10 protein-coding genes are annotated in these 15,026 nt (G+C 33.9%); 4 read left to right on the forward strand and 6 right to left on the reverse strand.

The genetic code is table 11. From position 1 onward, the window contains the following. Nucleotides 1-48: 48 nt before the first annotated feature. Nucleotides 49-1,731: an AraC family transcriptional regulator gene (locus JC605_RS08400; protein WP_072953444.1), complete on the forward strand. Its 1,683-nt coding sequence runs from the start codon at nt 49-51 to the stop codon at nt 1,729-1,731. Between the two features lie 107 nt (nt 1,732-1,838). Here the strand turns inward: JC605_RS08400 and JC605_RS08405 are convergent, their stop codons facing one another. From JC605_RS08405 to JC605_RS08415, 3 genes are all read right to left on the reverse strand, one after another. Next, nucleotides 1,839-2,453, reverse strand: a complete 615-nt coding sequence (locus JC605_RS08405; RefSeq protein WP_072953446.1) for an HNH endonuclease — start codon at nt 2,451-2,453, stop codon at nt 1,839-1,841. Between the two features lies 1 nt (nt 2,454). Continuing rightward, on the reverse strand, nt 2,455-3,606 hold the full coding sequence (locus JC605_RS08410) for an AAA family ATPase (RefSeq protein WP_198855760.1): 1,152 nt from the start codon (nt 3,604-3,606) through the stop codon (nt 2,455-2,457). A 69-nt stretch (nt 3,607-3,675) separates the two neighbouring features. Further along, nucleotides 3,676-4,500 (reverse strand): DUF6615 family protein, encoded by an 825-nt coding sequence (locus JC605_RS08415; protein ID WP_198855761.1) that lies wholly within the window; start codon nt 4,498-4,500, stop codon nt 3,676-3,678. A gap of 887 nt (nt 4,501-5,387) precedes the next feature. Here JC605_RS08415 and JC605_RS08420 point away from each other — a divergent pair. From JC605_RS08420 to JC605_RS08430, 3 genes are read left to right on the forward strand one after another with little or no spacing between them, the layout of a single operon-like run. Then, nucleotides 5,388-8,411 (forward strand): SusC/RagA family TonB-linked outer membrane protein, encoded by a 3,024-nt coding sequence (locus tag JC605_RS08420; RefSeq protein ID WP_072953455.1) that lies wholly within the window; start codon nt 5,388-5,390, stop codon nt 8,409-8,411. Between the two features lie 10 nt (nt 8,412-8,421). Next, nucleotides 8,422-9,807 (forward strand): RagB/SusD family nutrient uptake outer membrane protein, encoded by a 1,386-nt coding sequence (locus JC605_RS08425; RefSeq protein ID WP_072953457.1) that lies wholly within the window; start codon nt 8,422-8,424, stop codon nt 9,805-9,807. Between the two features lie 35 nt (nt 9,808-9,842). Then, nucleotides 9,843-12,473 (forward strand): S9 family peptidase, encoded by a 2,631-nt coding sequence (locus JC605_RS08430; protein ID WP_198855762.1) that lies wholly within the window; start codon nt 9,843-9,845, stop codon nt 12,471-12,473. 58 nt (nt 12,474-12,531) lie between these two features. Here JC605_RS08430 and JC605_RS08435 read toward each other — a convergent pair whose 3' ends face one another. The 3 genes from JC605_RS08435 to JC605_RS08445 form a co-directional block, all read right to left on the reverse strand. Then, nucleotides 12,532-12,804, reverse strand: coding sequence for a hypothetical protein (locus JC605_RS08435; RefSeq protein ID WP_072953461.1), 273 nt, complete (start codon nt 12,802-12,804; stop codon nt 12,532-12,534). A 101-nt stretch (nt 12,805-12,905) separates the two neighbouring features. Further along, nucleotides 12,906-14,390, reverse strand: a complete 1,485-nt coding sequence (locus JC605_RS08440) for a MauE/DoxX family redox-associated membrane protein (RefSeq protein ID WP_198855763.1) — start codon at nt 14,388-14,390, stop codon at nt 12,906-12,908. Between the two features lie 197 nt (nt 14,391-14,587). Beyond that, entirely contained in the window at nt 14,588-14,878 is a 291-nt protein-coding gene (locus JC605_RS08445) for a hypothetical protein (protein WP_072953465.1), read from the reverse strand. Nucleotides 14,879-15,026 lie beyond the last annotated feature (148 nt).

The raw sequence follows: 15,026 nt of genomic DNA on the forward strand, positions 1-15,026 counted from the left end.
TTCTCCTACGGTAGTTGTTAATTAATTATTCTCCAAAACTCCTTATGTATGAAGTGCTATCAATTACTTTTATTTTTATTATTCTTTTCTCAATGTTTACAAGCCCAAAAAAAAGGTTTTCAAATTCCCGATTCTTTAAAAAATAAGAATTACAAGTATCTTGATGAAAAAATTGATGAGTTTGCGAAAGACAGCTCAAAAGCCTTTATTTATTTACATACTTATTTGAGAAAAGCCAAAAGCGAAAAAAACTGTGAAGAAGAAGTAACAGGTTATCAAAACTTACTGCATGCGTCGTCCGAAAAATTACGAACTGTTTATGCCGACAGCATGATATACGCAGCTAAAAAATCTGGAAGTGACATTCTAATTGGTTCTTCTTTTTTAACTAAAGGTATCGTGTACTATAGTTTGAAGAGACATAATTCAGCTTTAGACAATTATATAATTGCAAATAGCTTTATTTCAAAAACAAGTAACGATTACTTAAAGTATAAATTAAAGTATCATATTGCTTTGACAAAACTCTATTTAGGATATTATGACGAAGCTATCTCTTTATTGAAAGAATGTATATTTTACTTTAAAAAAGACAAACCAAGACCCTATTTAAATTCACTCCATTCATTAGGTCTATGTTATAATAGAAAAGGTAACTACGGATTATGTTCTGAAACTAATGCCTTGGGATTAGAAGAATCAAAAGATTTGGGGATTAAAGAAGTAGAAATTTATTTTATACATTCAGAAGGGATTAATGAATACTTCGAGAAAAACTATACATCCTCTATAAAAAACATCCAATCTACTATAAAAGAACTGAAAGAAAAAAAAGACTTTGGCAATGAGTCAGCAGGGTACTTTTATATTGGAAAAAGTTACTGGGAACTAAGAAAATTTGACTTGGCTATACCCTATTTTAAAAAAGTGGATTATCTATTTAATACTAAAGGTTACATTCGTCCTGACATCAGAGAAATGTATGAGCTTCTTATCAATTACTACAAATCAAGTGAAAACCCAAAACTGCAGCTCTATTACATTGACCAGCTATTGAAAGCTGACCGCATCTTAAATGATACCTTTAAATATTTAGTTGGAAAAATAAACAAAGAATACCAAACGCAGGAACTACTCTTTGAAAAAGAAAACATACAGGCCCAGCTTACAAAGAAAGATCAAAATTACTCAGTTCTTGTAGTGTTCACTTTAATATTGTTTCTTGGTATTCTTTTTCTTTCTTATCGGTCTATTAGAAATAGAAAGTTATACAAAAAAAAGTTTGATGAACTGATGCTGAAAAATAGTAAAACTGACTTTCTAAACAAAGCAAGACCCCGTAATGAAAAACCTGCTATTTTGGATATTAGTCCTGAAACAGAATCAACAATTTTAAAACAACTTGAAAAATTTGAAAAAGAAAAAAGATATATAGAAAAGGATTGGAATCTTACAAAACTATCAGCAGCCTTTAATTCAAATCCAAGGTATTTATCGAATATTATACGACACTACCGTGATAAAGCTTTTACAGAGTACATTAATGATCTTAGAATCGATTTTATTATTGATCTTCTCCAAACCGACAAACAAGCACGTCTATTTACAAATAAAGCATTAGCTGATGAAGCTGGTTTCAGCAGTACCCAGCTTTTTGTAAATGTTTTTAAAGCTAAGACTGGAATGCCAACAGCTTTTTTTATAGAGCAGCTCAGAAAGGAGATTATATAGTTCGTTATTAAAAAATAATTCTTTAATCGATACGAATGTTGATATATATTTTATGACAAAAGTACCTTCACTATTTTCAATTCAAAATTTGTAATATTAGTAATCTATTATAGTTTTGATAAAACAGTCAATAAACTTTGACGTAAATAATTTGAAAACTTTTCTGAAAGAACACTTTTTTCAGAAATTCCTTGCGCTCTATTAAAAGTATCAATCTCAAAATCCTTTAATTTAAAATAATTGTAGGTATAGGCACCTTTATCTTGCGTTTTAATGACATATTTATTTAAATATTTGTTTCCAACTCTATTGGTAACAATCACTAAATGGTCAGTATAAATATCTAAATTAGGATGAATAAATTTATAATGTTCAGATCGATAATAATCAGTACCCATAGCAACTAAATCGACAACGAAATCAGTTTTTTGACCTTTTGAAGTTAAATTACATTTTTTGCATGCAACATTAACATTTAATTCATCAAAAGTAATACTACGAAATCTACCCTTAGGCAATATATGCTCAACGTCTATACTAATTCTATGTACTCCATTGAAAATTGATGCACAATAACAGCATTGATAAAAATCTCCAACTAGATAATAATTCTTTATTTTAGTTCTTATTCCTACAACTAGATCATCATCCCAACCTTTTCCACCTGGTAAAAGCGCTTGATTAATCGCAACTAGTTCGTCATCTGTATAATCTAAAGGCATTTTATGATATTTCTTTTAATATTTGATCACTCATCTCTAAGACTTGGCGTAAGGCTTTCTTTTGTTCGTTATCATATGAACTTTCAATAAGCTCTAAAACTTCCTTCCTAAATTGTCCGATTCCAATTTTTTTTAAAGCTAACAAATTTAGTTTTTCAACGAGATACTCAGATAAATATCGATTTTGTGGAGCTGTTATATCAAAATATTCTTGATATATTTCCTCTACATTGACTTTCTCATCCTTATTTAAAATAAATTCTCCATTAATACCTTTAAAGATGTTAATATCTTTTGCATGTAATTCCGCACCATTAATAATTAATGGTGAATGAGTTGCAACAACTATTTTAGGTTCAAAAAAATAAAACAATTCATCTAGCCTCCTTATATATTCAATTTGCCATTTAGGATGTAGGCTGTTTTCTGGTTCGTCAATTAATATCACAGTGGTATCATCTATTGTAGCAGTAATAAACAGAAGTGTAGTAATCAAAGATAATTCACCTGAACTAGCACCTGCCAGTGGAATCAAGGTTCCCTTCTTAGAAAGATATACATCTATTCCTTTTATAAGTTTTAAAGACTTGAGTTCTTTTTCGAATGAAAATATCTGAATTAAAAAAGAATTAGTTAAATCATCAAAATTATTTACATAGAAATTTACAGGAACAATTTTACTATTATGAAAATTTTCATCAATAAATCTATTTAAGAAAAATAAAAAAATCTCCTTTAAATCTGGTGCGAGATTTGAAGCAATAATCTTCTCTCGGAATTCCAAGTCTAGTCCTTTTATTCCAAAACCTACAATTGGATCATAACCAATATAGTCCAATGTTATTCCTATGTTTCTTAATCGCTTTGAATCGTCTTGGTTTAACTCTTTCAATGTATTTATCAGTGTCTTTTGAGCTAAATTCTTTCCTGATGATGCGCGCAAAGCTTTTTGCTTTTTATTTCTTGAAGAAAATTTGTCATAAATACTATTCGCGATTGCAATCACTTGCATATTTTGCGACAAATAAAAATACGAGATATCATTTAATAACGAACTTTTACCACTTCCATTTTCTCCAATTAATATGCTAATATCTTGGTTTTTATATTTTGGAAGCAGTAACTTAGGAGGTATTTTACTATAGTGTATCATATTTTAAACCGATTGCAATTATATACTTTTATGTCTTATAGATTAATAATTTAGGCTATTTTAAAAGTTTTAAACTTTCAGAAAACCGTCAGCTCCGATTCTCATTTCACTTTTACTCAAAATTATTCTAGCAAATGGATTCCATCCGTCTTTATGTATTATTTCATTGCTATCTTCTACAGTTTGCCTATTTTTCATTTGTTCTACTGTTATAAAGCCGGTTAATCCACCTGGGTTAAACAAACTCTCAAAATGATTATCCATATCGATTTCATCTAAATTATATAATTTGCTACCATTGACATACTGATAATTACAACATGACAGAAAACGCCATGGTCTTCCGAACGGCTTAGGATTATTGGCTGTACCTAAAGTTCCAGTTTTATAACTTTCACAATGATTTTTAATATCTTGTATAGACATAATTGCACAACCAAATTGTTTTTCATCATATTGGCCGGCACAATCATAATCTATTTTTTTATAGGTGGGACAGCCATTATACATCAAATAATAAGCATCACATTTAACTGTTCTAGAAAATTCATCTAAAGTATCATATTGTTTTCTACCTGTATTGCCAGAATCTCTATTAAGATGCATAAATCGACAATCTCTTTCCATCATTTTTGCTTGCAATAAGACCCTGAAGAACTGTGATTGACCATTGTCTATATATAGCTCTAAATCACTACCCGTATTAACTTCATCTAGCGATTTCTGGGCAAATACCGTAAATGTCATATTATTTTCAATGTAGTTTTGAATTTCATCCAAAACTATAATTCTTGAGATACCTTCCTCATTCAACCTGTTGTCTCTCAAATGATTTCTACAAATTTTATCCCAAATTATTTCAGAAATGTTTTTAAAAAGGTCACATTTGCTCATAAATTAATTTTGTTACAAACATAGATAATCATTCTTGTTTTAAATTACGCTTTTACGTAAAAACAGAATATTATTATTCATTGAACTAAGTACATTATGCGATTAAAAAAAAAAGATGCTAAAGCATCTCCTCTGATTATTTTTCTATTAATTTAAAGAATTCCGAAATTTTAATATTTTTCGCTTCACAAATTTTACTTAAAGTATTTACGGGAATATTATAATTGAATTGATTATTGTTTAGAGCGGTATTTTTTATTTTTCTTACGATGCTCTCTTCTATTCCATGATCTAATCCGAAGGCACGCTGAGACTTATAAGTTTCAATCCAGTTCTTATAAATATACTTACATATTATTTTACTTGTGTCGCCCATAGTAACAAAGAAAAGCTAATAGAAAAAAAATAATGCGTACGAAAATGCGCATTTTAAAATATTTTGTTATATTTGTAATGAAATACATATTTTTGCGATACTTCATAAAAAAATATTTGAAGCATTCGCTTTGAATCTTGCTTAGAAAAACTGGACACTTTTTTAGCGCGCAAGATGATAAGTGCAAATGCCTACGCTTAAAAGTGCGTGGGCTCACTTATTTGTGCGCAGGTAGTCCAGTAAATCCTTCTAAACAATAAGTCGAGTTCCACGTCACTTTATTAAGCGACGATTCTTCTTAAAATTCATAGCACCTCTTCTTTGTTTAATTTGACATTCGCTTTTAAGTCAAACATTTTAATTAACATAGCCACTGAATTAAACAATACTTTAATACTGATGTACTAAGCAATTTTGCTTCATACAAAAATAGCTCTCTATCTCGTCGCCAAACTAACATAGAGAGCTTTTAGCTAGTCAAATCCATATTTAACTAACCAATCCCAATATTATGAATTATTTTTCATTTTACAAGGATGGGAAAGCACTTTATTGCCTTATTTTAATAGGTCTCTCATTGTGTTTCTCATCAGTTTATGCCGGAAATCCAGTCCGGTCAAATACCAATAAATTGCAGCAGAATCAAATTAAAGGAACTGTGACCGATGGTTCTGGCCCTCTGCCCGGGGTAACTATTGTCGTCAAAAATAGAAGCGGAACCGGAGCAGTTACAGATTACAGCGGACAATACGAGATCTCTGCATCGCCAACTGATACTCTTGTTGTGTCTTTTATCGGTTTCAAAAAAACTTTAATTCCAGTAAATGGACGATCTAAAATTGATGTCGTCCTAAAATATGATACTACAACACTACAGGAAGTAAGGGTTAATGCAGGTTACTATTCTGTAAAGGAAAGTGAGCGCACTGGAAGCATAGCCAGAATAACATCTAAAGATATTGAATCCCAGCCTGTCACCAATGTTCTCGCAACCATGCAGGGACGGATGGCTGGAGTAAGTGTTGTTCAGTCAACAGGAGTTCCGGGTGGCGGTTTTGACATTAAAATTAGGGGACAAAACAGTCTTCGCAGTGATGCTAATACGCCGTTGTATATAATTGACGGGGTTCCGTTTTCATCAGAAGCAGTGGGATCTTATATAACAAATACCGCTTTTCCTTCGCCTGTAAGTCCCCTTAACAGCATTAATCCAGATACTATCGAAAGTATTGAAGTACTTAAAGATGCTGATGCGACAGCCATTTATGGTTCTCGCGGAGCAAATGGTGTTGTGCTTATAACCACCAAAAAAGGTCGGACGGGAAAAACCGAATTCAATATAACCGCTAGTACCGGATTTGGAAAGGTAACAAGGTTTCTTAAACTCATGAATACCCAACAATATATATCTATGCGCAAGCAGGCTTTTGTTAACGATGGTATTACTGAATATAATTCATGGGACTATGATGTTAATGGAACTTGGGACCAGAATCGATATACAGACTGGCAGAGAGAACTCCTCGGAGGAACAGCTATGATAAATAATGTTAATGGGACTGTATCTGGAGGCTCAGAAAACACTCAATTCCTTGCGGGGGGTAACTATTATTCTGAATCAACTGTTTTTCCCGGTACCTTTCTGTATAAAAAAGGAGGAGCACAAATCAGTATGAATCACAAATCCGCCGACCAGAAATTTCGCTTTAATTTTTCTGCTGTTTATAATTCACAAAATAACAATCAGCCATCTTATGATTTTACTTATGATGCACGTTCGCTTCCTCCTAATGCTCCTGCTCTCTATGATACCGCAGGTAATCTAAACTGGGAAGACAACACCTTTGACAATCCGCTTCGAAATCTTAATACTAAATTAGAGTCAGTAACTAATGATCTTACCGCTAGCGCTCTGCTCTCTTACGAAGTATTAAAAAATCTTACTTTAAAAAGCAGTTTTGGATTTACAGACTTAGGCAGTAAGGAAACACGCGTTGTGCCATCTACTACATTAAACCCTGCTTTTAATCCAACTAGTGCCAATTCATCAATATTTGTAAATAATACCGATCGCAGTTCATGGATTATTGAACCACAGATAAGCTGGGGTGATAACACCTCTATAGGGAAAATGGAAATCCTGCTAGGCTCGACATTTCAAAGTCAGACAACCAATAGACTACAGCAGTCGGCAACTGGATTTAGCTCAAATAGTCTTATTTATAATCTGGCTGCCGCCAAAACGGTTCGCATGCTCTTAAATGACGAAACGCTCTATAAATATCAGGCAGTTTTTGCCCGTTTTAATTACAACTGGGAGCAAAAATATATTATCAATTTAACTGCACGAAGGGATGGTTCAAGCCGTTTTGGTCCGGGTCGCCAATTTGCAAATTTTGGTGCTGTAGGCGCTGCATGGCTTTTTTCCAAAGAAAATTTTTTAAAAGATGCTTCATGGCTGAGCTTTGGAAAACTGCGTGCCAGTTACGGAACAACGGGTAACGACCAGATTGGAGATTATCAGTTCTTAGATACCTACACTACCTCCGGTGTTTTATACAATGGTGTTATTGGTCTAAAGCCTTCACGTCTTTTTAATGAAGATTTTGGCTGGGAAACCAATAAAAAACTTGAAGCCGCTCTTGAACTTGGGTTTATTCAGGATCGAATTTTTGTTACCTCTGCATGGTATCGAAACCGCTCTTCAAATCAGCTTGTTGGTATACCAATTTCGGGTGTAACCGGATTTACTGTACTGCAGGCGAATTTAGATGCAACAGTTGAAAATTCTGGATTTGAATTTACTTTGCGGACAGACAATATAAAATCAAAAAATTTTAGCTGGACTACGAATTTAAATTTTACCGCTTCCAAAAATAGATTAATCAGTTTTCCCAGACTTGAGAGTTCTTCCTACAGTCAAATATACAGAATAGGAAAACCGCTTAACATTGCAATGCTTTACCAGCTAAATGGAGTTAATCCTCAAACTGGCGTCTACAACTTTCAAGATCTTAATAACGACGGAATTATATCATATCCGGAAGACCGTCAAAACACAGCAGATCTTAACCCGAAGTATTATGGCGGTTTGCAAAATCAATTGGTTTATAAACGCCTAACCCTTGACTTTTTATTTCAGTTTGTGAAACAGAAAAACAGAACCTATCCAATGGGACCTGCAGGTATGATGAGCAATCAGCAGCAGCGAATAAGTAATGCATGGATGAATCCGGGTGATTCTGTTCCATACCAAATTTACACAACAGGTTATAATAATGATGCTTTAACAGCCGATTATCTGTACACAGACAGTAATGGATCCATTACTGACGCTTCTTTTATACGTCTTAAAAATGTTTCGCTCATGTATGATCTTCCGGTAAATTTAAAAGAGAGCCGAATAAGATTACTGCTGCAGGGACAGAACCTGCTGACTTTTACTAAATATCCAGATGGTGACCCCGAATTTACCTCATACGGTTTTCTTCCTCCCTTGAGAGTTATTTCTGCTGGAGTACAACTAACTTTTTAAAAAACAGATTATGAAGACATTATTTAATACATATAAATCCCTGCTGTTGTTCTTTGCAAGCTGTCTTGCATTTTCCTGTGATTCTTTTGTTGAGGTAGAACAGCCTCAATCACAATTACCAAGTAGTGCTGTATTTGAAGATTACAGTACGGCAACCGCCGCACTTACAGATATCTATTCTAACATTAGGGACAAGGGTATTCTGACAGGTTCTGCTTTCGGAATTTCAAATACTGCAGGCTGTTATGCCGACGAGATTACCAGTACCCAAAACCCCAGCAACAGCAGTCTGCCTTTTTATAACAACAGTCTTCTGCCTTCTAATACAACAATTGCTTCGCAATGGAACGGTACATACAACCAGATATATTCTGCAAATGCTGTCCTAGAAGGTTGTGAGAAAAGCAAAGTTCTAACAGATATTCAGAAAAAACAGCTCAAAGGAGAATCATATTTCGTTCGTGCTCTGCTTCATTTTTATCTGGTCAATCTATTCGGAGATATCCCCTACATCATTACTACAGATTACAAAACAAACAGTACGATGTCTAGAACGCCTGTAGAGCATGTATATCAAAAAATTACCTCCGATCTGGAAAATGCGGTAAGTCTTCTGCCTGTAAATCAGATCGTCCCACAGAAGGTCCGTCCTAATAAAACTGCTGCAGAAGCACTTCTTGCACGAATTTATCTTTTCCGAAACATGTATCCCGAAGCTTCTAATATGGCTTCAGCAGTTTTAAACCAGTCAGGAACATACAATCTTGAAAGTATAGAAAATGTATTTTTAATATCCTCAAAGGAAACTATCTGGCAGCTGCAATCAGGGGCAGCTGGACTAAATACACTGCAGGCTTCTTTTTTTACTTTTTCTAGTGCTCCGCCTCCGCTTGTTTCTTTGAATAATGACCTAGTGAATAAATTTCCAACTGGAGATCTTAGAAAAACAAAATGGGTTAAAGCTGTCTCAAGTTCTGCTGGTACATGGTATCATGCATATAAATACAAAGAAAACAATGCCACTTCCACTTCAAAAGAATATGCTGTTCTACTGCGCCTGGCTGAACAATATCTCATCCGATCTGAGGCAAGAGCTTTTCAAGGAGATTTAATAGGTGCGAAAGAGGACTTAAATCTGATCCGCAGACGCGCCGGCCTATCTGATACTCCCGCTCTATCTAAAGACGAAATTATAAATGCAGTACTTGAAGAAAGACGCTGGGAGCTATTTACGGAATACGGACATCGTTTTATGGATTTAAAACGCCTCGGAAAACTTGATAGTACCTTAAATAGCTTAAAACAAGGCTGGAATACTGATGACAGATTATTTCCAATACCACAGACAGAATTTAGCACGAATCCTAATTTGGGAAATCAAAATCCGGGATACTAATAATAAATCGATCAAACTAAATAAAATAAAATAAAATGCCAATTTCCAACCATTTTATATCCCGAGGCAGATTTTTGCTTTCATTTTTTATTTTGCCATTAGTAGGCTGTCCCCTATGGGGACAGCAATGGCAGAAAAAACAATTAAAATCCGAAGATTATCATCTGTGGAGCACAATGGATTTGCAAAAATCCTCCGAGGACGGTAATTGGATTAGTTATTCATTAAATTATGAACAGGATATAGACACATTATTCATACGCAGTGTTTTGAATAGCAAAACATACAGTTTTACTAAAGGATATAAAACCACCTTTTTGAACAACAAATATTTTGTCTGTGCGAGTGAAGGAAGTCTTAAACTGCTTAATCTTCGAAATGGAAATATCAACATTACAAAGGATGCAGTTGAGTATGTAGTCAGCCGTACCTGCAATAGATTAATAATTCTGCAGAAATCTGCTGAAGGAAAAAATATATTATTAATCAAATCTTTTTCAGGGCAAGTAATTAGTCAAATTGAAAACATAACCCAATTTGCACTAAGTCCAAAAGGACAGTATCTTCTTTATTGTGTTTCGTTTCAAAAACACAGTTATCTGAAGCTTTTAAATTTAAAGAAGCTTACTCTGGATCATGTAATTTTAGAAATAGATCAAAGCATTTCTTTTCAATCATCATGGCAGAAAGACGATAATGCATTTACTTTTATAACTGTACCTGACGATAGATCACCTCATGTACTTTATTATTATAATCTGCACAACCGCGCTCTTAAAAAATTTAATCCTTCAGCTTTTTCATCGTTTCCTGAACACACTAGCCTAACAGCAGATAATTTCCGAAAAATTCTAATTTCAAGGGACTCAAAGAGAATATTCTTTGCAATAAAAAAGGATAAAGTAGTAATCGAAAATCATAAGAAAAAAAATGTTGAAATTTGGAATGCAAACGATAAATGGATTAATCCGCAGCAGAATAAAGAAGGCAGTTTTGCGTACATGACACAGCTTGCTGTCTGGCTGCCTCTGGAGAATCGTTTTAGCCAGCTCACGTCCAAGGAACTGCCCCAAATAATGATTAGCGGAAAACAGGATTATGCATTGCTCTCAAATCCAGAACAATATGAACCACAGTTTGACTACAATGGTCCCAGAGATTATTTTATTATGGATCTGAATAACTTTGAAAAGAAACTTTTTCTTAAAAAACAGGAGGGTGAAAATGCAGTTGTAATTCCTTCACCAGCTGGAAAATACATCAGTTACTTCAAGAATGACAACTGGTGGATATATGACATATCAAAACAGACTCACCTTAATTTAACTCAAAAAACTGGTGTCAAATTTAAAGCAAAAGAGATTATTCTTGCGCCCGAATCTCCATGTGGAATTGCCGGATGGACAGCCGACGATAAAGAAATAATTATTTACGACCAATATGATTTATGGTTCTTTGATTCCTCTGGAAAAAACTATAAGAGACTAACACATGGCAGGGAGTCAAGTACGGTTTTCCGTGTCGCATCTTCATCTTCGAAGTATTTAATAAACAACCTTTATGACGGGTTAAATTCATCAGTTATATCAATTTCAAAAGATATTTATCTTACTGCGGCAGGTCAGGATGGTAAAACAGGATTTTACAGTTGGACTACTCAAAAAAGTGAAGAGAAATTATTCTATAATGATAGTTATACAGATCAGTTTAGGACAAATGATGATGGAAAAATTTTCTTTTTCAGTGAAGAGAAATTTAATCTTCCTCCCCGTGTGATAACTTTCCGAAATAAAAAAGCACAGATTGTTTTTCAAAGCAATCCGCATTTTGAAAAATATCATTGGGGCAGGTCTGAACTTATAGAGTTTTATAATTCTAAAAAAGAGCGTCTTCAAAGTGTGTTATTATTTCCGGCGAATTATGATGCCACCCGAAAATACCCCATGATTGTTTACATTTATGAAAAGCAGTCGCATCTTGTGCACAGGTATAAAAATCCTTCCGAATTTAATTTAAATGGTTTTAATCCTTCTGTTTTGACATCAAAGGGCTATTTTGTACTTCTGCCTGATATTAAACTCGAAAAAATGCGGCCTGGAATTTGGGCACTAGACTGTGTTACTGCGGCTGTTAAAAAAGTAGAATCAATGAATATTGTTAAACAGGACAAAATTGGACTTGCAGGCCATTCTTTCGGGGGCTATGAAGCTTCCTTCATAGTCACCCAGACACCAATGTTTGCAGCTGTTGTAGCAAGCGGAGCCATAACTGATTTAAACAGTTTTTATTATACTGTGGGACAACAATCAGGAAAACCAAATATGTGGCGGTTCAAAACCTACCAGTGGAATATGGATAAAGCACCTTACGAAATTCCTACACAATATGATCAAAATTCACCCATCAGATTTGCCGACAAAGTGCAGACACCTGTACTTTTATGGACTGGGAAAGATGACCAGATAGTAGATCCAAAACAAAGCATTGAATTTTATCTGGCCCTGAGAAGGGCATCAAAAAAAAGTATTATGCTTTTGTATCCGAAAGAAAACCATCTGCTGTCCATTCCTGAAAACCAGAAAGATATTACCCTTAAAATGATGCAGTGGTTTGACTACTTTTTAAAAGATGATATTTCAACGAACTGGATTAAAGAAGGCATATAAAAAAAGCAGTGCAGTATCTGTACTGCACTGCTCTTTCTCCTAATTTGAGAGCCCTTATTTAAGGACGATACAGCGGTTGAATACAATTATTATCGCTGTCTTTGTCGTAGGCAATAGCTCCACTTGTACCGTTTACACGGCAAAGAAAAGCGCTCAAATTGTCACTACATTGAACTTGAACATCTGTACACTCGTTATTGTTATCAGCTGGATAACCAATTTTAGGTGCTGCAGAAGATACTTCCTGCATAGATGTTGTGAAGAATGCACCTGCTACTGCTAAAACAACTGCCCCGGCGCGGGCAGTTTTGTTTAAAAATACTGCTTTCATAATGTAATAATTAATTTGTTTGTATGATCTACTCTTTTCTACAGGTTTTCGATCTCACTCCTGTTACCTGCGCTGGTATATTTTTAATATATTCTTTCAACTTAAAGTTCCTTTATAAGGATTGGCTGCAATTCGTAAACCACCAGATCTGTTCCTATTATTGCATATAAATAGTTAGCCGATACATGAAGATAAATCAACTTATCAGACTTTGTTTTATAAACGGGAAAACTCATCAGATAGGTTTTCTTTTCTAAATCGTAAACATCTATTATAAATGATTTCTTCCAGAGTTCATCATTCTCATATTTTCCTTTAACCTGCGAGTTTACAAAAAGAAGATTTCCATTTATAGCTGCATGGGCATTCACAGCCTGTGCAGGTGATGAAATTTCCCTTACAGAACCATTCTTGGTGTAGGCCACTTTTAAATTTACTTTCGAAATTGTATCTATTGTATGATTTCTTGATTCGAGATTTCCATCTGGGTTAATAATAAAAAATTCATTTCTGTAATAATAAAGATATATTCCCTTGTTCATTTTTCTGCTGTAAAGCAACACACCGTCAGTATCAAAAATCCCATCAATCTGTTTCTGCAATAATTCTCTGTAATATTTTATCTTACTATCAGATTGTGTGTAGATTCCCAGAATATTATCTAATGTTTTAGGATCATTTGACCGTAAAAATATTCCGCCTGAATTCATTGGTGCGTACGTAGTGAAATATGACATTTTTTTATATTCCTTAGTAATTTCCCAGTCAATAGTTTTTCCTTTATAAAGCTTTGCAATTGACCCGTCTGACAGATAAAATAAAGAATCACACACTAAAATTTTTACGGTATTAAAAAGCACATTTTTTTTAGGATTGAAAACTATTTTTATTTTCTTCGAAGATTTCAGTTCTGCATCAAATTCACTTAGATATAGCGGAGTGCTGTAATTTCCCAAATACAATTTATTACCAGAATTGCCCGCAAAATAATAGGAATTGTATTTTAGGTCATACGAATTTTTAAATACCGCCGGGTGGTTAGGAAACCTTCTTGTAAATGGATTCTCGTAATGCATTATTCTCTCAGACTGAAGATATAAAATCACCACAATAGCAGTACTGGAAAGTACAGGAATAATAATTTTGAGGACATTCTTTTTATATGTATTTTGATCTAAAACAAGTATTGCAATTAAGGCAAGCAGGATAAAAATTATATTAAAAACCAAATGAGTATTCCAGCTCATTTTTTCTAATACACCTCCGCATGAACAGGGAATGAACGAACTATAATGTAGAATAATAAAAATGTAGACGCTGAACATAACCATAAGGTTCAATGCCATATATAATCCTGTTTTTTTTAAACGTGGCAGCAGCAGCAAAGCTGCAATTAAAAGTTCTGTTGCAGGAACAAATCTGGCTATCCAAAATGCAAATGCGCTGAGCAATGGCGATTTGCCTAGCTGCACTTCAAAGCTTTCCAATTCAATAATTTTACTGACTGCTGCATAAACGAAAAGTATGACATGTGCGATACAGACAAATTCAATAAAAAAATTTTTAATACTACATTCCGATTTCATGCTACTTTATTTTATATAGTTCAAAAAAATCAAACTCTTACGATTAACATACAGCAAATTTAGGACGCGATTTTTAAACAGCAGTTATTAGAATCAAGCCAAAGTTTTATAAAATCAGGCAATTTTTCATACAAAAAAGCAGCTTAACAGATATATCGGATATTTGTTAAGCTGCTCTCTTTCTAACACATTGTTTCTTATTGCTTAGAGGTATCTCCTAGAAGGTTAAGCTTTTCATTCAGCTCCACCAGACCTGCTTTTTGCAGACATTCCTCTGAGAGGTTTTCAAGCTCTGAAAGGCTCTCTTTAGAAGTGCCTGACAAAAGACTTATGCCGTCCTTTTCTGCAGCAATTCCTTCTTTAATAACATGGGAAAGCAATAGAACATTCTTTCGCGAAATCTTTAAATCTATCTTTACCGTTTCTCCCATTCCCGGACTACTCAATACCGTATCGAATATCCTTACTACATCATTTTTTGTAAACATAATTTCAGCGTTTTTGATTAATACTAACACTTTGTAAAAATAAAAAGTCCCTTTGAAATTATTCGCTTCAAAATCTGGTGATGATTGTCTGCTGGCTCTACCTTTATTAACTTCGTCTAAGCAATTGAAAAAAAAATTGTCTCTATCT

Source organism: Flavobacterium sp. IB48, from assembly GCF_016405855.1.
Taxonomy (GTDB): domain Bacteria; phylum Bacteroidota; class Bacteroidia; order Flavobacteriales; family Flavobacteriaceae; genus Flavobacterium; species Flavobacterium ginsengisoli.

Excerpts from the sequence above, each read along its gene's own strand:
- JC605_RS08400 (WP_072953444.1), top strand. The coding sequence starts at position 49 with ATGAAGTGCTATCAATTACTTTTATTTTTATTATTCTTTTCTCAATGT.
- JC605_RS08405 (WP_072953446.1), bottom strand. The coding sequence starts at position 2,453 with ATGCCTTTAGATTATACAGATGACGAACTAGTTGCGATTAATCAAGCG.
- JC605_RS08410 (WP_198855760.1), bottom strand. The coding sequence starts at position 3,606 with ATGATACACTATAGTAAAATACCTCCTAAGTTACTGCTTCCAAAATAT.
- JC605_RS08415 (WP_198855761.1), bottom strand. The coding sequence starts at position 4,500 with ATGAGCAAATGTGACCTTTTTAAAAACATTTCTGAAATAATTTGGGAT.
- JC605_RS08420 (WP_072953455.1), top strand. The coding sequence starts at position 5,388 with ATGAATTATTTTTCATTTTACAAGGATGGGAAAGCACTTTATTGCCTT.
- JC605_RS08425 (WP_072953457.1), top strand. The coding sequence starts at position 8,422 with ATGAAGACATTATTTAATACATATAAATCCCTGCTGTTGTTCTTTGCA.
- JC605_RS08430 (WP_198855762.1), top strand. The coding sequence starts at position 9,843 with ATGCCAATTTCCAACCATTTTATATCCCGAGGCAGATTTTTGCTTTCA.
- JC605_RS08435 (WP_072953461.1), bottom strand. The coding sequence starts at position 12,804 with ATGAAAGCAGTATTTTTAAACAAAACTGCCCGCGCCGGGGCAGTTGTT.
- JC605_RS08440 (WP_198855763.1), bottom strand. The coding sequence starts at position 14,390 with ATGAAATCGGAATGTAGTATTAAAAATTTTTTTATTGAATTTGTCTGT.
- JC605_RS08445 (WP_072953465.1), bottom strand. The coding sequence starts at position 14,878 with ATGTTTACAAAAAATGATGTAGTAAGGATATTCGATACGGTATTGAGT.